The 20624-nt window shown below is 66.4% G+C and carries 15 protein-coding genes and 1 pseudogene; 5 read left to right on the forward strand and 11 right to left on the reverse strand.

Going from position 1 to position 20624, the window contains the following annotated elements:
* Positions 1 to 18 precede the first annotated feature (18 nt).
* A pseudogene (locus tag BDO18943_RS18580) lies at positions 19 to 168 on the forward strand (DUF1427 family protein); the annotation flags it as partial.
* Positions 169 to 192: 24 nt separating this feature from the next.
* Here BDO18943_RS18580 and BDO18943_RS18585 read toward each other — a convergent pair.
* Together BDO18943_RS18585 and BDO18943_RS18590 are read right to left on the reverse strand one after the other, a co-directional pair.
* Entirely contained in the window at positions 193 to 1218 is a 1026-nt protein-coding gene (locus BDO18943_RS18585) for a transporter (protein WP_089449844.1), read from the reverse strand.
* Positions 1219 to 1424: 206 nt separating this feature from the next.
* Positions 1425 to 2393: a phage tail protein gene (locus tag BDO18943_RS18590; RefSeq protein WP_175023523.1), complete on the reverse strand. Its 969-nt coding sequence runs from the start codon at positions 2391 to 2393 to the stop codon at positions 1425 to 1427.
* 121 nt (positions 2394 to 2514) lie between these two features.
* Here BDO18943_RS18590 and BDO18943_RS18595 point away from each other — a divergent pair, with 121 nt between their 5' ends.
* The 4 genes from BDO18943_RS18595 to BDO18943_RS18610 all read left to right on the forward strand — a co-directional run bounded on the left by BDO18943_RS18595 (position 2515) and on the right by BDO18943_RS18610 (position 9562).
* A complete protein-coding gene (locus tag BDO18943_RS18595) occupies positions 2515 to 3360 on the forward strand; it encodes a M15 family metallopeptidase (RefSeq protein ID WP_043191629.1) in 846 nt (281 codons plus the stop codon).
* 301 nt (positions 3361 to 3661) lie between these two features.
* Complete coding sequence (gene tssM / locus BDO18943_RS18600; protein ID WP_175023524.1) at positions 3662 to 7609, forward strand: type VI secretion system membrane subunit TssM; 3948 nt, start codon at positions 3662 to 3664, stop codon at positions 7607 to 7609.
* On the forward strand, positions 7606 to 8595 hold the full coding sequence (gene tagF, locus BDO18943_RS18605) for a type VI secretion system-associated protein TagF (RefSeq protein WP_175023525.1): 990 nt from the start codon (positions 7606 to 7608) through the stop codon (positions 8593 to 8595). Before tssM ends, tagF begins: the two co-directional genes overlap by 4 nt.
* 4 nt (positions 8596 to 8599) lie before the next feature.
* Positions 8600 to 9562, forward strand: a complete 963-nt coding sequence (locus BDO18943_RS18610; RefSeq protein ID WP_175023526.1) for an OmpA family protein — start codon at positions 8600 to 8602, stop codon at positions 9560 to 9562.
* 81 nt (positions 9563 to 9643) lie between these two features.
* Here the strand turns inward: BDO18943_RS18610 and tssA are convergent, their stop codons facing one another.
* The 9 genes from tssA to BDO18943_RS18655 all read right to left on the reverse strand — a co-directional run bounded on the left by tssA (position 9644) and on the right by BDO18943_RS18655 (position 20326).
* Positions 9644 to 10765, reverse strand: a complete 1122-nt coding sequence (tssA, locus tag BDO18943_RS18615; protein ID WP_175023527.1) for a type VI secretion system protein TssA — start codon at positions 10763 to 10765, stop codon at positions 9644 to 9646.
* 41 nt (positions 10766 to 10806) lie between these two features.
* Entirely contained in the window at positions 10807 to 13476 is a 2670-nt protein-coding gene (gene tssH, locus BDO18943_RS18620; protein ID WP_175023528.1) for a type VI secretion system ATPase TssH, read from the reverse strand.
* 44 nt (positions 13477 to 13520) lie between these two features.
* Complete coding sequence (tssG, locus tag BDO18943_RS18625) at positions 13521 to 14621, reverse strand: type VI secretion system baseplate subunit TssG (protein WP_043191642.1); 1101 nt, start codon at positions 14619 to 14621, stop codon at positions 13521 to 13523.
* A complete protein-coding gene (gene tssF, locus BDO18943_RS18630; RefSeq protein WP_175023529.1) occupies positions 14585 to 16420 on the reverse strand; it encodes a type VI secretion system baseplate subunit TssF in 1836 nt (611 codons plus the stop codon). Before tssF ends, tssG begins: the two co-directional genes overlap by 37 nt.
* Positions 16421 to 16497: 77 nt before the next feature.
* Positions 16498 to 16983 carry a type VI secretion system baseplate subunit TssE gene (gene tssE / locus BDO18943_RS18635; RefSeq protein ID WP_043191646.1) on the reverse strand — a complete coding sequence of 162 codons (486 nt, stop codon included), beginning with the start codon at positions 16981 to 16983 and terminating at the stop codon, positions 16498 to 16500.
* Positions 16984 to 17046: 63 nt separating this feature from the next.
* Positions 17047 to 17550 (reverse strand): Hcp family type VI secretion system effector, encoded by a 504-nt coding sequence (locus BDO18943_RS18640; protein WP_006477093.1) that lies wholly within the window; start codon positions 17548 to 17550, stop codon positions 17047 to 17049.
* A 70-nt stretch (positions 17551 to 17620) separates the two neighbouring features.
* A complete protein-coding gene (tssC, locus tag BDO18943_RS18645; RefSeq protein WP_011350759.1) occupies positions 17621 to 19111 on the reverse strand; it encodes a type VI secretion system contractile sheath large subunit in 1491 nt (496 codons plus the stop codon).
* A 15-nt stretch (positions 19112 to 19126) separates the two neighbouring features.
* Positions 19127 to 19642, reverse strand: a complete 516-nt coding sequence (gene tssB / locus BDO18943_RS18650) for a type VI secretion system contractile sheath small subunit (protein WP_043191648.1) — start codon at positions 19640 to 19642, stop codon at positions 19127 to 19129.
* A 45-nt stretch (positions 19643 to 19687) separates the two neighbouring features.
* Positions 19688 to 20326, reverse strand: a complete 639-nt coding sequence (locus BDO18943_RS18655; protein WP_043191651.1) for a tetratricopeptide repeat protein — start codon at positions 20324 to 20326, stop codon at positions 19688 to 19690.
* Between the last annotated feature and the right edge of the window lie 298 nt (positions 20327 to 20624).

The following is a 20624-nucleotide window of genomic DNA, read 5'->3' on the forward strand; positions in this document are numbered from 1 at the left end:
ACCGCACGGGAGACTGCCATGACGGATTATGTGATTTCGCTCGCGGTGGGCCTCGGCGTCGGTGTGCTGTACGCGCTGCTGCACGTGCGCTCGCCGGCCCCGCCGCTCGTCGCGCTGGTGGGCCTGCTCGGGATGGTGATCGGCGAACGCGCGATCGCGCTGCTGCGCTGACGGATCGACGCGGCGCCGGCGCTAGCGGTCGTTGCGCCGACGGAACGCCCACCACGCGGCGAGCCCCGTGAAGCCCGCGACGAGCAGCACCATCAGCCAGAAGCCGTGCTTGTTCTCCGAGAACGGCACGCCGCCGACGTTCATCCCGAAGAACCCGGCGACGATGTTGATCGGCAGCGCGATCACGGTCACGAGCGTCAGCGTGAACAGCGTCCGGTTGTTCTGCTCCTCGAGACGCGAACCGATCTCTTCCTGCAACAGCTTGATCCGCTCGTTGAGTCCGGCAAGATCGGCGAGTACCAGCGAGAACTCTTCGGTCGACTCCCGCAGCTCCTGCACGTCTTCCACGTGCAGCCAGGCCGGCGGCTTCGCGAGCAGCCGGAAGATCGACCCGGGCTCGGGCGCGAGCATGCGCTGCAGGCGCGTCAGCGTGCGGCGCATCGTGCCGAGCTCGATGCGGCTCGACGTGAGCCGCTGCGACAGGAAGCGATCCTCGATGCGGTCGACGTCGACGCTCGTGCGCCGCATGATCTGGATCAGCAGGTCGGCCTGGTCGCGCAGCAGGTGCACGAGCAGTTCCGCGGGCGACCTGAATTCCTCGCCGTCGCGCACACATGCGCGCAGCGTGTCGACCGAGCGCAGCGGCTTGAGCCGCGCGGTGACCATGATGCGCCGCTCGACGTGGACGAACAGCGTCGCGATCTCCGACGGCGTCAGTTCGAGGTTGAACATCACGTCGTTGACGATCGCGCGCAATGCGCCGTCCTCCTGCTCGATGCGTGTCGAGCGCGACCCTTCGTGGAGGAATGCGAAGAAGCTGTCGGGCAGCCCGAGATGGGTGCGCATCCATCGCTCGCTCGCACCGTGCGCGAGATTGAAGTGCAGCCAGACGAAATCGCCCGATCCGGCATCGTGCTCGCGGCACGTGCGCAGCCACGTAGCGGCCGCGTCCGCATCGAGCATCGCGCCGGATCCGCCGGGAACGAAGCGGAATCCGCACACCATGCCGGACGTATCGGCGCCGTAAGTCTGTACGATCAGGTCCATCGTGTAGAAGGTCGTGCGGCGCGCGGCGCGCCGCGCATCGCGGGTCGCGCGCCCGCGCCGGAAAAGGAAAAGAGACGTATGCCCGACGGGCATGACGCGCCGGTGACAGCGTCACGCCGCATCATACCGGCACGATTCCGTGCCCTCAAAGCAACGCGCCGCCCAACGGGCGGCGCAGGTGCGGCGGACGGCATGCACGAGACGCGTTACTGCCGCGTCTCCGACTGCGCGGCGCTCGGGCACGCGGGATCCTTGCCCCAGTGGCCTTCACAGACGCGCCAACGGCACAGTTGATCCTCGAAGAAACCGCGCTCCGAACACTCCTTCACGCGCGACGCCAGCGAGCCGGTCGTCGCGGCCGTCTTGGTCGGCACGGCCTGCACCTTCTGCGCGGCGAGTTTCTTGTCGGCCGGCTTCGTGCGCGCGACGAGCGCTGCGAGCAGATCCGCATCCGGATCGTCCTTCCCGCCAGCCTTCCCGGTACGGGTCGGCGTGGCGTCGCGATGCTTCTTCGCCTGAGCGAGCTCGGCCTGCTGTTCCTTGTGATGCTTGCGGGCGTCAGCCTTCGCATCGGCCTTCGTGTCGGTCTTCGCATCGGCCTTGCCACGCGCCGCGACCTTCGCGCCCTTCGCGGCGTCGGCCTTCGCGGTCTTGGTCGTCGCAGCGGCAGCAGCAGCGGCCGCACCGGCTGTGGCCGCGCCCGATGCGTCATCGGCGCCATTGGCGAGCGCGCGCGACAGGCGGCTGTTGTCCGCGGCAGACGCGGACGATGCGGACGCAACGGTTCGGGACGCCGCGTCGTCGTTGACGATCGTGGCCGGTTGCACGGCGGATGCAGCGGACGCGGCATTCTGCGCGACCTGCACGGCGGTATCGCTGGCCGCTGCGACCTTCGCCGGTGCAGCCGCTGCAGGCGCGGCCTCGGCCGCCACGACGGGGGCCTGCTCGCTCGCATGCTGCATGCGCCAAGCGCCCCAGCCGCCAACGGCGACCACCAGGGCCACGACGGCGGCGATCGGCGCCTTCAGCGAACGGCGCGGCGGTTCGGCCGGCGGCGTGACACGTCCTTCCAGATTCGCGAGAATGCGCGACTGCTGAGCTCCGTCGCCTGCCGGTTTGGTATCGGACAGCAGGCTGGGCGGAGATTTCGAATTTGAATTTTCCGGCGCACTCATTCAGCGTCTCATTGAATCCTGGTTTAATTCACCGCGATAATATAGCCCGGCCTCTCGAAGCAGCCTGATTCTAAGAGCAAGCATTGCAAAACACAATCAATTCCAATTTCCGGGGATTTCGTTGATTGCCGTCGCACTCGTCGCCTATTTCGCCCTTGCCGTAGCGGTTGCGGCACTGTTGCTTTTACCGGGTATCCGCGCGACCGTTTTCGAATCCGTCGCCCAGTTTCACGGCCGTCTCACGCGCCGTGCGAACGATCGCGCCACGCGTACGCGAAGTCAGATTGTTAAATCGGCAAGCATTACGCGCGGCGCTTTAAACGACGTGCAAAATTTACTGATTCGGCGGCGCTTGATGATTATGGTATCGGCAGGTATTCTTGCGACGCCGCCATTGGTCGCCATTGCGTTACGCGGCCGGCAATTGTTCCAGTACGACGACACGGCGCGCGTGCCCGACGAGAAGATCGCCGCGCTGCTGCAGGGCGAACAACTCGTGCCGCCCCCGCCGCTGCCGCCGGAAGTCTTCGCCACCAAGGAAGTCGAACAGGTACGCCCGGCGCTGAAGGATGCGAGCCGCGACTGGAACCTGCTGGATCCGGATTTCCGTACGCGTTTGCTGCTGGTCTACAAGATCATGCACGAACAATATGGCTATGAAATGGCGTTGCTGGAAGGTTATCGGAGCCCGGAACGGCAGAACCGGCTCGCGCAGATGGGCGGTAGCGTGACCAACGCGGCGGCCTTCCAGAGTTATCACCAATTCGGGCTGGCGGCCGACAACGCATTCCTGCGCGACGGCAAGCTGGTCATTTCCGAGAAAGATCCTTGGGCGATGCGCGGCTATCAGTTGTACGGCCAGGTCGCCGAACAGGTCGGCCTGACCTGGGGCGGCCGCTGGAAAATGATGGATCTCGGGCACGTGGAATACCATAAACCCGGTTTTAAACTGGGACGCGGCAGCTAGCCAAGGCTGCCGGACAGGAAATAATGAGGGCGGCATGGGGCTTTTTAATATCCCGGCAGGAAACGATATGGGCGGCGCAAAAAATCATGCATTCCGGTGCGCGATTTTTTCCGGCCGCCGCTTCCGTTTTAAATCTCACAGCGTCCTTTCATTAATGCGCGCGCCTTCTCCGATGCCGCGGGCGCATTGATGCCAGCCCCCATCATCCCGTTTGACAGCATGGCGACACATCGCGGCGCCACCCTTGCCGCTCGGCGCGCCTGCGTCGCCTCACCGAATCGCACCGGAACCTGAACGTCCTATGCAACGCATCCTCAACGTGCTGACTCATCCGCGTACGCTCTCGATCGTCGGGATCGTCGCGCTAGCGGCCATCCTCTTCATCGTCGCGGACATGCTGCAGTTGCCGCTCCTGTGGGCGGCAACCGCATTCGCGGCGATCCTCGCGCTGTGGCTCGTCGTCGCGCTGTGGCGCCGCTGGCGCGTGAAGCGCGCGAACCAGCAGCTCGGCCAGGTGCTGGAAGAGCAGGCGGAAACCGGCAAGATCGCCGCGCCCGCCGCCGCCGCACTCGCCCCCGACGCGAAGACGGCCGACCTCGACGTGCTGCGCACGCGCCTGTCTGACGCGGTGAAGACGATCAAGACGTCGAAGATCGGCCAGGTGTCGGGCGGCTCCGCGCTGTACGAACTGCCGTGGTACATCGTGATCGGCAACCCGGCCGCGGGCAAGAGCAGCGCCGTGCTTAATTCCGGCCTGCAGTTCCCGTTCGCGGACAAGAACAGCGCCGTGATCCACGGCATCGGCGGTACGCGTAACTGCGACTGGTTCTTCACGACCGAGGGGATCCTGCTCGACACGGCCGGCCGCTATTCGGTGCACGAGGAAGACCGCAGCGAGTGGCTCGGCTTCCTCGGCCTGCTCAAGCGCTATCGCCCGAAGGCGCCGATCAACGGCATCATCGTCACCGCGAGCATCGCCGAACTCACCGGCAACCGCCCCGAATTTGCGATCAACCTCGCGAAAAACCTCCGCCAGCGCGTTCAGGAGCTGACGGAGAAGCTCGAAGTGTTCGCGCCGGTCTACGTGATGTTCACGAAGGCCGACCTGATCACCGGCTTCACCGAATTCTTCAGCAGCAGCGACAAGCACGAGTACGACCGCGTGTGGGGCGCCACCCTGCCCTACGAGCCCGACGACAAGCGCGACGTGGTCGCGCAGTTCGACACGCACTTCGAGGAACTCTACGAAGGGCTGAAGGAGATCAGCGTCGCGCAATTGTCGCTGTCGCGCGGCAACCAGCTGTCGCCGGGCCAGTTGAGCTTCCCGCTCGAATTCTCGACGATCAAGCCGTCGCTGCGCGCGTTCCTCGCGACGCTGTTCGAGAACAACCCGTTCCAGTACAAGCCGATCTTCCGCGGCTTCTACTTCACCAGCGCGCTGCAGGAAGGCGAAACCAACAGCGCGGCCGCGCAGCGCATCGCGCATCGCTTCGGCCTCGACGGCGCTGCGCTGCCGAAGCCGCACAGTGCCTTCTCGAAGAACGGCTTCTTCCTGCGCGACCTGTTCTCGAAGGTGATCTTCGCGGATCGCCAGACGGTGCGCCAGTTCGCGAGCCCGACCAAGACGCGGCTGCGCTACGCAACCTTCTTCGGCTTCGTCGCGGCGCTCGCGCTCGCGCTGGGCGGCTGGACGTGGTCGACGATCGGCAACCAGCAGCTCGTCACGAACGTGCAGGCCGACCTCGACAACGTCACGCGCCTGCAGCAGGGCCGCAACGACCTGCAGTCGCGCCTGCAGGCGATGGACATCCTCGAAGACCGGATCGAGCAGCTCGAGCAGTTCCGCCGCGACAAGCCGCTGTCGGTGTCGCTCGGCCTGTACCAGGGTGACCGTCTCGAGCAGCACCTGCTGACCGAGTATTACAACGGCGTGCGCCAGATCCTGCTGGCCCCGGTGTCGCAGAACCTCGCATCGTTCATGAAGGACGTGAACGCGCACCCCGAACAGCTCGTCCCGATGACGCGCCCGCCCGAATCGGGCGCCGTGCAGGGTGGCGCGATGCCGGTCTCGACGAACGCGGCAGGCGCCGCGCCGCTGGCCGGCGCCGCACTGGCCGCGTCCGGCACCGCACCCGTCGCAGCCGCGCAGCAGCCGGCCGCACCGCAGGGCGGCCTCTACAGCGATGCGTCGCCGACCAACGTGCAGGACGCGTACAACGCGCTCAAGACGTACCTGATGCTGTCCGACAAGCGCCACGTCGAGCAGGCGCACCTGACCGACCAGCTCGCCCGCTTCTGGCGCGGCTGGCTCGAGACGAATCGCGGCAACATGCCGCGTGACGAGATGATCAAGAGCGCGGAGCGCATGATCTCGTTCTACCTGTCCCGCGTGAACGACGACGACTGGCCGATGATCGACGCGAACCTCGCGCTCGTCGACCAGACTCGCGAAAACCTGCGCCACGTCGTGCGCGGGATGCCGGCTCGCCAGCGCGTGTACGAGGAAATCAAGGCGCGCGCGTCGACCCGCTTCGCGCCGATGACCATCGCGCGCATCGTCGGCGACGGCAACCAGGGCCTCGTGGCAGGCAGCTACGCGATTCCCGGCACGTTCACGCGCGAAGCGTGGTTCGACTATGTGCAGCCGGCGATCCGCGACGCGGCGACCAAGGAACTGCAGGCGAAGGACTGGGTGCTGAACACGTCGACGCAGGATGACCTGACGCTCGAGGGCAGCCCCGAGCAGATCCAGAAGACGCTCGTCGGCATGTACAAGACCGAGTACGCGCAGCACTGGCAGAAGTTCATGCAGGGCATCGCGGTGCAGGGCTTCAGCAGCTTCGGCCAGGCCGTCGACGGGATGAACCGCCTCGGCGACCCGCAGGATTCGCCGATCCGCAAGATCCTCGAGACCGCGTACGACCAGACCTCGTGGGACAACCCGTCGCTCGCGAACGTGGCGATCAAGAAGGCACAGACGGGCGTCGTGAACTGGGTCAAGCAACTGTTCTCGCGCTCGCAGGCCGGCCAGGTGGCGGCGGCCAACATCGACATCAACGGCAATCCGGCCGAGGTGCCGATGGGTCCGATCGGCCAGGAGTTCATCGGGCTCGCGCGGATCGTCGCGGTGCATGACGGCACGTCGATGCTCAAGGGCTACATGGATTCGCTGTCGAAGGTCCGCACGCGCTTCAACGTGATCAAGAACCAGGGCGATCCGGGCCCGGGCGCGCGCCAGCTGATGCAGCAGACGCTCGACGGCAACGGTTCGGAACTCGCCGATTCGCTGAAGCTCGTCGACGAGCAGATGCTGACGGGCCTCACCGATTCGCAACGCAAGTCGCTGCGTCCGCTGCTCGTGCGGCCGCTGATGCAGGCGTTCGCGGTCGTGATCCAGCCGGCCAGCGCCGAAGTCAACAAGGTGTGGAACGCGCAGGTCTACCAGCCGTTCCAGAACTCGCTCGCGACGAAGTACCCGTTCGCGGCGAGCGCGAAGGTCGAAGCCGGCGCCGGTGAAATCGCGCAGGTGTTCGGCCCGGACGGTTCGATCGCGAAGTTCGTCGGCACGACGCTCGGGCCGCTCGCGGTGCGCCGCGGCGACACCCTCGCCGCCCGCACGTGGGGCGACATGGGCATCGGCCTCACGCCGGACTTCACGAACGGCTTCGCACGCTGGGTCGCACCGCTCGCCGGCGGGGCGGCAGGCAGCGCCGCCGCGTCGTCCGAGCCGCAGACCGTGTTCCAGATCCTGCCGCAACCGAGCACGGGTACGACGGAATACACGATCGCGATCGACGGCCAGCAACTGCGCTACCGCAACACGCCGCCGCAGTGGACCAACTTCGTGTGGCCGAACCCGCAGGGCTCGCCGGGCGCGACGCTGTCCGCGACGACCTTCGACGGCCGCACGGTGCAGCTCGTCAACGAGCCGGGCCGCTACGGTCTCGAGAAGCTGATCAACTCGGCGCAACGCAAGCGTCGACCGGACGGCACCTTCGACCTGACGTGGGCGCAGGGCAGCGTGAACGTGTCGGTGACGATGCGCATCATCAGCACGTCGCAACCGTCCGCCGGTGGCGGCGACCAGCCGCAGCAGCAGAGCCTGCGCGGCCTGCAGCTGCCGTCGTCGGTCGCCGACGCGAGCGCGGGTGCCGCGCAGAACGCGACCCAGTCCGCCGGCACGGGCACGCCGGCCGCAGCGCCGGCCGTCGCGGCCGCCAACGCAACGAATGCCCAGGGGGCGCAATGACGCAAACCGTCCAGGCGCAAGTCGCCTACTTCGGCAAGATTCCGTCGCGTGGCGACTTCGTGAAGAGCCCGCACAACCCGCAGTTGCTGCAGACGCTCGACCGCTGGATCGCGCAGGCGCTCGAACTGCTCGCGGAAGATCCGCGCTGGAAGCTCGTCTACGAGGAGGCGAAGCCGATGCATTTCGCGTTCCTCGGTTCGCGCAGCAAGCTCGCGATCGCGGGCCACATGGTCGCGAGCCACGACGTGTCGATGCGCCGCTTCCCGTTCCTCGGCGCAACCGCGCTCGAGGTCGACCGGCCGCTCGCGTTCCTCGCGCGCAGCCCGCTCGCGTTCGCGCGGCTGTGGTCGCGCGTCGCCACGCAGATCCCGCCGCTGCTCGGCAAGGACGAGCCGCCCGGCGCGCTGCAGGCGCTCGGCGACACGCAGGTGCCGATCGACGTCGGCGGCCCCGGCACGTCGCATGACGGCACCTTCAACGATTTCGTCGAACACCAGTCGCTGTACGGCCTCCAGGAGATGCTGCTCGAAAGCGGTCATCCCGTGCGGCTGCGCGGCGCGATGCTCGCGCTCGGCTCGCTGCTGCGGCCGGTGATGCAGAGCGGCTCGTCGCACATCGAGCGCGGCCTCACGCTGCCGCTGCCGGTCGATCCGTTCTACCGCAGCCTCGTCGCCGCGTTCTGGCTCGAACTGATCGCGCCGTTCGTCGCGCAGGCCGACTTCGAGCTCGCGATCTTCATCGGCACGATCGCCGAGCGCGAACGGCTCATCATCGGCTTCAACGGCGCGTCGGCGAAGACGCTGCTGAGCGTCGTCGACCCGCAGACCTACGCCGCCCACAACATCGACATCGACGATCCCGAATGGATCGACGCCCATGCGCAAAACGATCACCAGATCAGCAAGCTCGTCAGCTACCTCGACCAACCGCAACTCTCGCTGCGCGTCGCCATCGACGCGTTCCGCGAAGCGTTCATCGGAGGCTGACGGGATGCATCGCACGATTCACGTCCGGCGCACGCGCTTTTCGGCCGCGCTCTCGCCCGCCGTCGCCGCCCTCCTCGCTGTCGGGCTCTTCGCCAGTGGCGCGGCGTTCGCGCAGAACACCGGCGCGACCGTCACGCCGGTCGGCAACGGCACGGTCGCGACGACCGCGCTGTCCGCGAACACCGGCGCCGCACCGGGGACGGCCTCCGGTGCCATCGTGCACGGCACGGCCGGCACCGCGAGCACCCTCACGCCGCCGCCCGCGACCGCGACGCCCGGCCAGGTGGTCGTCGGCGGCAAGGTGCCCGACGAGGCGACCAAGGCCGCCGTGCTGCAGAAGCTGCGCGATACCTACGGTGCGACGAACGTCGTCGACCAGATCGAGGTCGGCGACGTTGCAACGCCGCCGAACTGGAGCGCGAACGTTCAAAAGCTGCTCGGCGCGCAGCTCAAGCAGATCAGCAAGGGGCAGTTGAAGATCAACGGCACGCAGATCGAGATGAAGGGCGAAGTGCACAACGAGGCGCAACGCCAGCAGCTCGCGAGCGACATGGCGAACACGCTGAACCCGACGTACACGATCAAGAACGGGCTGCGCGTGTCGGCGTCCGAACAGGGCGTGCTCGACCAGACGCTCGCCAACCGGACGATCGAATTCGAGACCGGCAGCGCGACGCTCACGCCGCAGGGCAAGCAGATCCTCGACCAGATGGCGGCCGCGCTCGCGAAGATGCAGAACCGCACGGTCGACATCATCGGCCACACCGACAACTCGGGGAACCGTACGTCGAACATCGCGCTGAGCCAGGCGCGCGCGGATGCGGTGAAGGGCTACTTGATCACGAAGAGCATTCAGCCGCAGCAGATGACCACGACGGGCGTCGGGCCGGATCAGCCGATCGCGCCGAACGATACGGCGGATGGACGGGCACGGAACCGGCGCATCGAGTTCCGGGTGGGACAGTAACGGACCTCCGCTGCCGCTCCTCCCGGAGCGGCGCGGCAGGCAACAACGGGCGGCGGCAGCGATGCACCGCCCGTTTTGCGTTTACGACTGCTCGTCGGGCCGCACGCCCAGCAGCTCGCGAATATGCGACAGCGAGCCGTCGTCCTTGACGACGCTCTCGAGCCACTTGTGCAGCGGCATGTCGGCCCATTCGGCTGCCTTGTCGGCGAGATACGCGACCGGGCTGTGCGGCTCGGTCTGGCGGAAATAGCGGGCGACCGCGCGCAACTGGTCGACGGCCTGCGCACGGTTCTGGATGCCGGCGATCATCTGCGGCACCGGGGCGCGCGGAACGGGCTGCGGCTGCACGTGAGTCTCCTCGGTCTGGATCGGATTGCCGAACACCGGCTCGATGCGTTCGGGCTGCGCCGGCGATGCCGACTGCGAGTGCGGTGCGCTGCCCGTATAGCCCTGCTCGCGCGCAAAGCGCTCGGCGAGCCGGTACACGGTCTCGAACGCGTCGCGCGCCTGCCGGAAGCTCGGCGCCGAATCGCCCGCGCGCTCGACGAGCCGCTCCTCGAACGCATCGAGCGCGAATTCGAACGCCTTCAGGTTCGCGAGCAACGCCGTGTAGAACGCGATCGACGTCACGCGCCGCGACGAATCGATCTGCTCGATCGACGGCTTGCCGCGTGCGATGTCGTCCGCGTGTTCCGGGTCGCGCTTGATCGCCTGCGCGACGTGCTGCGCCACTTCCCAGTCGAGCGTGCTGAACGCGTTCGACGCGCCGTCGGTCATCGGCACCGCCCGCAGCAGCTCGGCCGTGCGGCCGGACAGCCACGCGACGTTGCCGAGCCGGTGCTCGATGTCGTCGTCTTCGGGCAACGGGTGCACGGTGTCCCAAAATTCGCGGCACAGGCCCTCGAGCAGCGCATAGCCTTCGTTGAGGCCGGTGATGCCGTCCTCGAGCGCGAGCGCCTCGGTCAGCCACACGGCGAGCCGCAGGTCCTTCGTGCGTGTGCGCAGCAGTTCGCCCGCATGGTCGACCACGAAGCCCCAGTCGGCCTCCTTGATCTCGGTCACCCACTCGCCCTGGTCGAGCGTCGGATCGTCGTAGCGCCGCGCGTCCTGGATCGCGTCGAATTCGTTCGAAAACAGCAGGTCGTCGCCGCTGGGCGACGCATCGCTGATCGGCGTCAGCAGCTCGGGGAGATTGATCGGCATGGTTCGGTCAGTTCATCAATGCTTGTGTTGCGCGGCCGTGCTCATTCGACGGTGTACGTGAATTCGCCGGCCTCGTCCGCGCGCACCGCGATGCGCGCGATGGCCTCGCCGTCGGCGATCCGGCCGAGCACGTGGCCCGCGATCTCCGGCAGCAGCGTGCCGTTCAGGATATGGTCGACGTTGCGGGCGCCCGAATCGACCTCGGTGCAGCGCGCGAGCACCGCATCGACGAGCGATTCGTCCCATTCGAACGCGGCCTTGTGGTTCGCTTCGATCCGGCGGCGGATCCGCTCGAGCTTCAGCTCGATGATCTCGGCCAGCACGTCGTCGGAAATCGGGTAGTACGGCACGACCTTCATCCGCCCGAGGAACGCGGGCTTGAAGGTCTTGTACAGCTGCGGGCGCAGCGTCTCCGCGAGCGCGTCCGGATCGGGCAGCTCCTCGGCCGGCTTGTTCAGGCACGCCTGCATCACCGCGGCGGAACCGACGTTCGACGTCAGGATGATCAGCGTGTTGCGGAAGTCGATCTCGCGCCCTTCCGCATCGTCCATCGCGCCCTTGTCGAACACCTGGAAGAACATCTCGAGCACGTCCGGGTGCGCCTTCTCGACCTCGTCGAGCAGCACGACGGAATACGGGTTGCGGCGCACGGCCTCGGTCAGCACGCCGCCTTCGCCGTAGCCCACGTAGCCCGGCGGCGAGCCCTTCAGGCCCGACACGCTGTGCGCTTCCTGGTACTCGCTCATGTTGATCGTGACCATCTTGCGCTCGCCGCCGTACAGGATGTCGGCCAGCGCAAGCGCCGTCTCGGTCTTGCCGACGCCCGACGGCCCGACGAACATGAACACGCCGCGCGGCTTGTTCGGATCCTCGAGGTTCGCGGTCGCGGTGCGCACGCGCTGCGCGATCGCGTCGAGCGCATGGTCCTGGCCGATCACGCGCGCGGTGAGCAGCGGCTGCAGGTTCAGCACGGTGTCGATCTCGTCCTTCACCATCCGGCCGAGCGGAATGCCCGTCCACGCGGCGACGATCTCGGCGACCACGTGGCCGTCAACCTGCAGCGGCACCATCGGCTCGCCGCCCTGCAACGCATGCAGCGCCGCGACGCGTTCGGCGAGCTTGTCGCGGGTCGCCTGCACGTCGACCGGCTGGCCGTCTTCCGACGGGCCGCGTGCCTTGTCGAGCGCTTCGCGCAGTTCGGTGATCTCGGCGACGATCGCGCGCTCGGCTTCATAGCGCGCTTCGTCCTTCGCAAGCTGTTCGAGCGCCGTGTCGCGCGTGCCGCGCAACTCGCCGAGCCGCTCGTCGTGCGGCGCGCCGCCGGCTGCCTCACGCTCCAGCGACGCGATTTCCGCGTCGATCCGCTCGATGCGCTTCTTCGTGTCGTCGATCGCCGCCGGCGTCGCGCTGTGCGCGAGCGCGACCTTCGCGCACGCGGTGTCGAGCACGCTGATCGCCTTGTCCGGCAGCTGGCGGCCGCTGATGTAGCGGTGCGACAGGCGCACGGCCTCGGTGATCGCGTCGTCGAGGATCCGCACGTTGAAGTGCTTCTCCATCAGGCCGGACATCCCGCGCAGCATCGCGGCCGCGAGCGGCTCGCTCGGCTCCTCGACCTTCACGACCTGGAAGCGCCGCGCCAGCGCCGCATCCTTCTCGAAGTACTTCTTGTATTCGCTCCACGTCGTCGCGGCGATCGTGCGCAGCTCGCCGCGCGCGAGCGCCGGCTTCAGCAGGTTCGCAGCGTCGTTCTGGCCGGCCTGGCCGCCCGCGCCGATGATCGTGTGCGCCTCGTCGATGAACAGGATGATCGGATGCGCGCTCTTCTTCACCTCGTCGATCACGCTCTTCAGGCGGTTCTCGAATTCGCCCTTCACGCTCGCGCCGGCCTGCAGCAGCCCCATGTCGAGCACGTGCAGCGCGACGCCGCGCAACGGCGGCGGCACGTCGTCGGCGGCGATGCGCAGCGCGAGGCCCTCGACGACCGCCGTTTTGCCGACGCCGGCCTCGCCGGTCATGATCGGGTTGTTCTGGCGGCGGCGCATCAGGATGTCGATCGCCTGGCGGATCTCGGCTTCGCGGCCGATCACCGGGTCGATCTTGCCGTCGCGTGCGCGCTGCGTGAGGTTGGTCGTGTACGTGTCGAGCGCGGGCGTCTTCGACGGGCCCGCCGCAGGTGCCATGCGGTCGACGGCCGGCGCGACGTCGCTACCCTCGTCGTCCGCCTGACGCGGCTCGGCTTCGCTCGAGCCGGCCATGATCTCGTCGAACTTGTGCTTCAGGTCGGTCACGTTCATTTCCGCAAACTGCGACGACATCCGTTGCGCGAACTGCGCGAGATCGGGCGCAGTCAGCAGCGCGAGCAGCAGGTGCCCCGAACGGATACGGCCAAGCTGCGAGTCGAGCGACGCGATCAGCCATGCCTGTTCGAACAGCGCGATCAGGTGCACGGAAAACACCGGCGTGCGCGTGTTGCCCGTCTTCAGGCGCGTCAGTTCGCGCTCGAGATCGGCATGCAGCGCGTGCGGATCGACGCGGCTCGCGCGCAGTGCGAGCGGCAGGTCGCCCGTCGCTTCGTCGAGCAACGCGAGGAACAGGTGCTCCAGATCGACCTCGTAGTGGCCGCGCGCCAGGCACGCGCTTGCCGCACGCTCGGTCGCGTGGCGGCACAGCGGGTTCAGTTTCGTGATCAGGGTCTTCAGAGGCGTGCTCATGGCGTCGATCTCAGGTTCGAATGCGTGTTTGTTGTCGTTCGGAATCAGTGAATCACGTGCAGTTCGTAACGCGCGTCGGAGCGGTCCTCGATCGCGTCGCGCGTGCACAGGAACGCGTCCCAGCCGAGCCGCGAGCCCGCGCCGAGCACGCTCGCGCCCACCTCGGTGCGCTTGAGCACGAGCTTCACCTCGTATTCCAGCGTGACGCCGGCGAGCAGCGTCAGCATCCGCTCGAGTGCGATGGCCTGCGCGCCGCCGGGCAGGAACGCCTCGTAGTCGCGCTTGGACAGCGGGCCGACGACGATCCGGGCGCGCATGTCGCGCTGCCACACGCGCTCACCGACGAGCGCCGTCGCGCCGAGCACCGCGTTGACCTCGCCGAGCACGCTCAGCTGGTCGGGCGGCACGTCGTACCACTTGCCGACGAACTGGTCGATCTTCACCGGCACGCGGAAATAGTCGGACAGCGTGCGCTGCAGGTACGCGGCCGACATCGGCCGGTGCCGCGCGGCCAGCGCGTAGCCGGCGACCGCCTCGTCGAGCACGCCGCCCGCGCCGGCCGCGAGGCTGTCGCGCACCTCGTCGCTCGGCACGCCCGCGATCGCGAGCAGCAGCGGCAGGTAGCGCTCGTCGCGGTCGAGCTCGTAATGGAACGGCAGCCGGTATTTCTTCCACGCGGCATAGAACAGCGCGGTCGCGCGGTTCGAGAACACGTCGAAGAATGCGCGCGCCGCATGGTCGCGCTTCAGGTGCTCGCGCGCGACGATCTGCTCGGTGTAATGCAGCGGCAGCGCGCCCTGCCCGCCCAGCAGCCCGAAGAACGCGGGCGTCAGCTCGACGTGGCCGAGCTCGCCGGCCGCGAGCGCGGCGCCGCGCGCCTCGCCCGTCTTGAGCTGGGTGCCGTCGTCGTCGAACGAGCGCGCGCCTTCGATTTCGCTCGGCGGGAAGCCAAGCGACAGCGTGTTGCGGAATTCGATGCGCTGCGCGACCACGTCGCCCTGCCGCCACGCGCCGGGCGCATCCGACGCCTGCCGCGCGAACAGCCCTTCGAGCACGCGCACCGCCTGGAAGAACTCGAAGCGGTGCGGTTCGTCGAGCAGCGCGTCGACTACGCCAGGATCGATTCGCCGGTCCGGGGCTTGCATCGGATGATCTCCTCGCCGGTGCGCTTCGACACGACGACTAGTTGAACGAAACTGTTGAGGTGGACGTACAGCCCGAAGAAGCTGTCGAGTACGCGCACGAATGAGGCCAGGCTCGCGCCGACGAAATGCTCCTCGTCGATCGTCAGGCGGATCTCGATGCCGCGCACGAAGGTCGCGAACGGCTTGCCGGGCAGCCACTGCACGGCGCCGCGCTGCTCGACGCCGGCGAGGCCATCGATCTGGCGCATCGACACGGCGGTGCGCCGCAGGTCGTACAGCGTCAGCATTTCCTTCAGCGGCGCGAGGCCGTGCGCGACCAGCGACACGTGATTGAGCGCGAGGTGCGACACGAGCCGCCAGTGCGCGGCGCGGCCGCGCTCGAAGCGCACGCTTTGCGTCGGGCGGCGCAGCAGCGCGATGCCGCTCGTCTGCGCGCCGCCTTCCTGAAACAGGTCGCCGCCTTCGAGCCCGAACGCGAGCATCGCCGGCAGGTCCCGGTTCGTACAGGTGAGGTCGAGGCTCAGCGTGTCGGTCTGCGGCGACGTCGGCTCGAAATCGATGTCGACGATCGAGATCTCGGTTTCATAGCCGGGGCTCTTCTGCGCGACCCAGTCGTTGCGGCGCGCGAACCAGTAGTGGCCGATCCGCGCCGATTCGCCGTGATGCAGCGAATAGAACGGCCGGAACTCGATCACCGATTCCTCGTGCGCCTGCTGCCGGACGAGCTTCACCGAATCGATCGAATACACCTCGTACGCGAACGCGCGCCGTGCCTCGGCGATCACCGGGTAGGACACCGCGCGGTGCGTGATGCGGATCGGCTCGCCGTGCTGACGGAACAGGTTGACGATCGGCGTGCAGAACAGCCGGAAGTGGCTCGCCGTCAGCAGTTCGAGCAGCCGCGCGACATGCGAATCGCTGCGCACGTCCTGCAGCACGAGATGCAGCGTCGCGCGCTGGCAGCGGCCGGTCGCGCGCGCGATCGACGCAAGGTCGAAGTCGACGAAATCGAACTTGTCGGGGAACGCGAAGTATTCGGTAAGCAGGCGATACGCGGGATGCGATTTCGCCGGGTAGTCGATCAGCGCGTCTTCTTCGTCGAAGCCGGCGTGCGCGATCGGCAGCTTGCGCAGCGCGGTCCAGCGGCCGTTGCGTTCGGGCTCGACATACGCGCCGAGCACGTTGACGAACAGGCAGTCGGTCAGCGCGGCGACGAACGACTGTTCGCCGTGCAGGTGCGCGCGCAGCGTCGGCAGCTTCAGCGCGCCGAGATCGAGCTGCGCGGCGAGCGATTCGAACGTGATCGAGATCACGCCCGTCGCGTTCGACGGCAGCACTGTCGCGCTCGGCGCGAGTGCGACCGGCGTGAAGCGGGCTTCCGAGATGCGGATCGGCGCGAGCGTCACGTCGTAGGCCGTGCGGAACCGGCACTGCACGCCGCGGATCGGGCGGCTCTTCAGCTCGGTGCCGCGATCGATCACGACCGGTTCGGTCTGCTGGCCGGGCGACGCCGGCGTGAACTGCGCGATCGAGCACGACGGGAACGGCCGCAGGTAGTGCGGATACAGCACTTCCAGCAGCGCTTCGGTGAATTCAGGGTAATCGTCGTCGAGCTTTTTGTTGATCCGCGCGCCGAGCAGCGCGAACGACTCGATCATCCGCTCGACGTGCGGATCCTCGCAATGCTCGCCCGACAGCGCGAGCCGCGCCGCGATCTTCGGATAGCGTTCCGCGAAATCTCGCGAATAGCGCCGCAAAAACGATAATTCGCGCTCGTAATACGGCAGCAATTCTTCCATCGACGACCCCGAACCTCAATATTTCCTGCCGGACCCTGATCCACCACCGGGCGGTCCGGCCCGCTCGGCGGCATGATTTACTGCATTCTTGCGGCGCGTGCGCGCGTGACCGAATACTGCAGCGTCGACGGCTGCAGCATCGCGTCGAAACTCACCGGCTCCTCGGCCGGGTGCACGACGAGCAGCGCCTGAATCGCGAAGTAGAGCGCGTTGGTGGCCTGCTCGTTCAGCTCGAACGTCACCTGCACCTGCTGCAGCCGCGGCTCGTGACGCGCGATGGCCTGCTGGATCGACTTGCAGATGAACGCGCGATCGTAGTGACTCGCGAGGCTCAGCCCCGCGAAATCGTTCAGCCCGTAGGTCAGCACCGACTTCTGGCATTCCGGCAGCGCGGCCAGCTCGATTTCGGTGTGGGCGATACGCGTGTTGAGAATCGCCTCGACGTCGCGGGCGACCGTGTTCTTGAGCTCGTCCAGCGACAATTGCCGCATCGCTGCCGAGGCCGGCAGGTGCGGTTCGTCGTCGAACAGCTTGTCGAGAAAACTGGGTTCGAATCGTTTCATCGGGTCGGTGCGCACAGCGAAAACGGCAACGGGACGCCGCGCGCCCCGTTGCCGCAACCGACCTTAGACCGCGTAGGTCTTGTCGTTCTTCGTCAGACTCCAGGCGCCTTGCGTGTTGCCGCCCTGGTTGCCGCCGATCTTCTGCTGGGTTTGCTTCCACTGCACAGCTGCGTACTTCAGCGAGAACGTCTCGAGCGGCAGACCTTCTTCGCGAACGCTCGGAGCGATGCTCGAGATGATCACGTACTTGAGCTTGACTTCCAGATACTGCACGCGCTTGCCTTCACCGTCAGCGCGCGAGAAATGGACCGTCACCTCGTCGAACGTGGTGCCGCCCGAAGCGTGTTGGTACAGCAGCGGGCTCGACGAATCGATTTCCTTCGTGAAAATCATGTCGCCGTGTTCGCAACGCGTCATCGTGTGACCGCCAGCGGTCGATGCGGTTGCCGAACGCGGCTGAACGATCGAGTGATCCCACGATTTCAGTTCGATCCAGCCCTGGTGGTCCTTGTCCGCGGATTCGCCCTTCACCGCGGGACTACCAAACTGCAAGTGCATATGTAACATGGCCCTTCGACTCCCCAAAGAGGTGGTTTTAACGTCCTACCCAGGCGGCCCGCCCGGGCGATTTACTCGCTTATGAATTTGCCGGTTTGGGCAGATCAGCGACAAGTCGCAGAGAAATCGAGAGTTCGTCGAGCTGAAAGTGCGGGCGCAGGAACGCGACCGAACGATACGAGCCCGGCTTGCCCGGAATCTCCGACACTTGTATGGATGCCTCACGCAGCGGAAATTGCGCTTTCTGTTCCTGCGAGGCGTTATCGTCGAGCAGGACGTACTGCGAAATCCACCGGTTGAGGAAAGTCTCCACGTTCTGCGCCGATGCGAAGCTGCCGATCTTGTCCCGCATCATCGCCTTCAGGTAGTGCGCGACGCGCGATACCGAGAAGATGTACTGAAGCTGGGCGGACAGGACGGCGTTCGCATTCGCGCTGTCGGTGCTGTATTTCTTGGGCTTCTGCACCGACTGCGCAGCGAAGAACGCGGCGTAATCTGAGTTCTTGCAATGGACGAGCGGGATGAAGCCGAGGTCGCTCAGCTCCTTCTCGCGGCGATCGGTGATCGCGATTTCGGTCGGGCACTTCAGCGCGACTTCACCGTCGTCGGTCTTGAACGTGTGGGTCGGCAGGTCCTCGACGAGGCCGCCGCCTTCGACGCCGCGGATCGCCGCGCACCAGCCGAAGTCGTCGAATGCGGCCGTCAGGCGCGCAGCGAACGCCCACGCGGCGTTGCACCACAGGTACTTGTCGTGGTCGGTGCCGTCGACGTCCTCGACGAAGTTGAAGTTCTCCGCGGTCTGGCCGTCCTTCGGATTGAACGGCAGGCGGCCGAGGAAGCGCGGCAGCGTCAGGCCGACGTAGCGCGAATCTTCGGCGTCGCGGAACGACTTCCACTTCGCATATTCGACCGTATCGAACACCTTGCCGAGGTCGCGCGGCTTGCCGAGGTCGGAGAACGACTCGAGGCCGAGCAGCTCGGGCGATGCCGACGCGATGAACGGCGCATGCGCAGCCGCCGCGACGTGCGACATCTGCTCGATGAAGTACATGTCTTCCGGCTGGCGCGAGATCTCGTAATCGCCGATCAGCGCACCGAACGGCGAGCCGCCGAACGTGCCGAACTCTTCTTCGTAGACCTTCTTGAACAGCGCGCTCTGGTCGAACTCGCTCGCGCCCTTGAAATCGCGCACGAGGTCGCGCTTCGGTGCGTGCAGCGCCTTGATCTTGATCGTCTGGCCGGTGTTGCTTTCCTTGACCAGATAGTCCATCCCGCGCCACGTGCTTTCGAGGCGCTGGAATTCCGGCGCGTGCATCACGGCGGAAAGCTGCGTGGAAATCAGGCGGTCGAGTTCCGCGACGCGCGCGTCGATCGTGGCCGACAGGTTGTCCGACACGATCACCGTGCCGTCGAGCACCTGGTGCACGAGTTCGCCGATCAGGTCCTTCGCACGCGCATGCTCGGAATCGGATTTCGCGACCTTGCTCTTCTCGACGATGTCGTCGAGCAGCGAGGTCCCGGCGGCGTAGTCCGCGCCGCTCGCTTGGGCCGCAGCCGTTTGCTGGTTCATCTCAACACTCCGTCGTCATTCGCCGTCTTTGTCGCCGCCCGTGCCCTTCGCGAGCTCCTGCAGCTGCTGCGTGTTCTTCAGCACATCGGACAGCAGATCCTCGAGCTTGTCGTTGCCGGCGAGCTTGTTGCGCAGGTCGGCGAGCTTCGAGCGCGCCTCGAGCAGGCGGCGCAGCGGCTCGACCTGTTCGACGACTTCGTCCGGGCTGAAATCCGACAGCGAACGGAATTTCAGGTCGACCGCGAACTTGCCGCCTTCCGGGCTCAGGCGGTTTTCCACCTGGAACGCGGCACGCGGCTCGATCGCCTTCATCACGTCGTCGAAATTATCGCGATCGATGTTGACGAATTTACGGTCGCGCAGCTTCGGCTGCTCGATTTCGGACTGGCCCGCCAGATCGCCGACGACCCCGACGACGAACGGCAGTTCCTTCACCTCGATCGCATCGCCCTTCTCGACCTCGTAGGTCAGTTGGACGCGCGGCGGCCGTATTTTCTGCAAGCTTTTCTGAATGCTTTCTTTCTTGGCCATCTCGACGGCTCCCAGGTTAGTTGTGGTTATCGCGTCAGTTTGCGGTCAGTTGCGCAGTGCACCGAACGGGTCACCGCCCTTCGCCCCGCCGCCCGACGACGTGTTCGTCGGCGCCACCGTAGCAGTGGCTTCAGAGGTCTGCGTCTGGCTGGGCTTCTTGTGCACGACCGTGCGGACCCGCTTGGTCCGGACAGTGGCGCGGGCATTCGTCTCCGGCGGGAACAGCGCCGATTCGCCCAGCGTATCGCGCAGCTGCTTCGCGAGCGCCTGCGCGTCGGACTTCGCATCGCCCGCAAGCGACGAATCCTGGCGCAGCTCGCCGAGCGACTGCGTCGCGATCCGCAGGCCGGCCACGGCCAGCACGCTCTTTGCCTGACGATCGGTCGCGTCGCGCTGCAGGGCTTCCTGCGCGGCAACGATTGCCTGACCGTAGTGGTTCTGGGCGAACTGGATTTGCGCGATGCGCGACCACGGCTCCTCGCGCGTCGGATCCGACTTGGCGAGCTGCTGGTACAGGCCGAGTGCCTTGTCCTGGTCACCCGCCTTCGCAACTGCGTCCGCATCGGCCAGCGACTTGTTGAACACCTCGGCAGTCGGCGGCGCGGGAGGCTGGCTCGCACAACCGGCGATCACGCCGCAAGCCACTACTACCCCAGACAGTTTTGCGAAGAGACGGTCTTTCATCGTTATATCCACCGGCGCGTGAGTTTTAAATCGTTGAGAATCTGGTTCTTTTGCTTTGCAAGAAGCGCGCGGGTATAGTACCGATCAATTTTTCATAATTCAATCGTCGTGTGAAGAGTAATTCCTTTTAAAACCGGGCGCTACCCCCTCCAATGGCCTCCCGCTGCGGGCTCGCAGCGATTTTGCTATCGGTCGGAATGGGCAAGTTTTACTGATTGCACGACACACCGCCCGAATGGCGGAAAAATTTTCCGGACGCTTGCCACGACGCGGGCGTGCTTAATAGTTGAATGGTGCA

Origin of the sequence: Burkholderia aenigmatica (genome assembly GCF_902499175.1) — a bacterium.
Classification (GTDB): Bacteria; Pseudomonadota; Gammaproteobacteria; order Burkholderiales; family Burkholderiaceae; genus Burkholderia; species Burkholderia aenigmatica.

Excerpts from the sequence above, each read along its gene's own strand:
- BDO18943_RS18655 (WP_043191651.1), bottom strand. The coding sequence starts at position 20,326 with ATGAAAGACCGTCTCTTCGCAAAACTGTCTGGGGTAGTAGTGGCTTGC.
- tssM (WP_175023524.1), top strand. The coding sequence starts at position 3,662 with ATGCAACGCATCCTCAACGTGCTGACTCATCCGCGTACGCTCTCGATC.
- BDO18943_RS18640 (WP_006477093.1), bottom strand. The coding sequence starts at position 17,550 with ATGTTACATATGCACTTGCAGTTTGGTAGTCCCGCGGTGAAGGGCGAA.
- tssB (WP_043191648.1), bottom strand. The coding sequence starts at position 19,642 with ATGGCCAAGAAAGAAAGCATTCAGAAAAGCTTGCAGAAAATACGGCCG.
- tssG (WP_043191642.1), bottom strand. The coding sequence starts at position 14,621 with ATGCAAGCCCCGGACCGGCGAATCGATCCTGGCGTAGTCGACGCGCTG.
- tssH (WP_175023528.1), bottom strand. The coding sequence starts at position 13,476 with ATGAGCACGCCTCTGAAGACCCTGATCACGAAACTGAACCCGCTGTGC.
- BDO18943_RS18585 (WP_089449844.1), bottom strand. The coding sequence starts at position 1,218 with ATGGACCTGATCGTACAGACTTACGGCGCCGATACGTCCGGCATGGTG.
- BDO18943_RS18610 (WP_175023526.1), top strand. The coding sequence starts at position 8,600 with ATGCATCGCACGATTCACGTCCGGCGCACGCGCTTTTCGGCCGCGCTC.
- BDO18943_RS18590 (WP_175023523.1), bottom strand. The coding sequence starts at position 2,393 with ATGAGTGCGCCGGAAAATTCAAATTCGAAATCTCCGCCCAGCCTGCTG.
- tssE (WP_043191646.1), bottom strand. The coding sequence starts at position 16,983 with ATGAAACGATTCGAACCCAGTTTTCTCGACAAGCTGTTCGACGACGAA.
- tssC (WP_011350759.1), bottom strand. The coding sequence starts at position 19,111 with ATGAACCAGCAAACGGCTGCGGCCCAAGCGAGCGGCGCGGACTACGCC.
- tssF (WP_175023529.1), bottom strand. The coding sequence starts at position 16,420 with ATGGAAGAATTGCTGCCGTATTACGAGCGCGAATTATCGTTTTTGCGG.
- tssA (WP_175023527.1), bottom strand. The coding sequence starts at position 10,765 with ATGCCGATCAATCTCCCCGAGCTGCTGACGCCGATCAGCGATGCGTCG.
- tagF (WP_175023525.1), top strand. The coding sequence starts at position 7,606 with ATGACGCAAACCGTCCAGGCGCAAGTCGCCTACTTCGGCAAGATTCCG.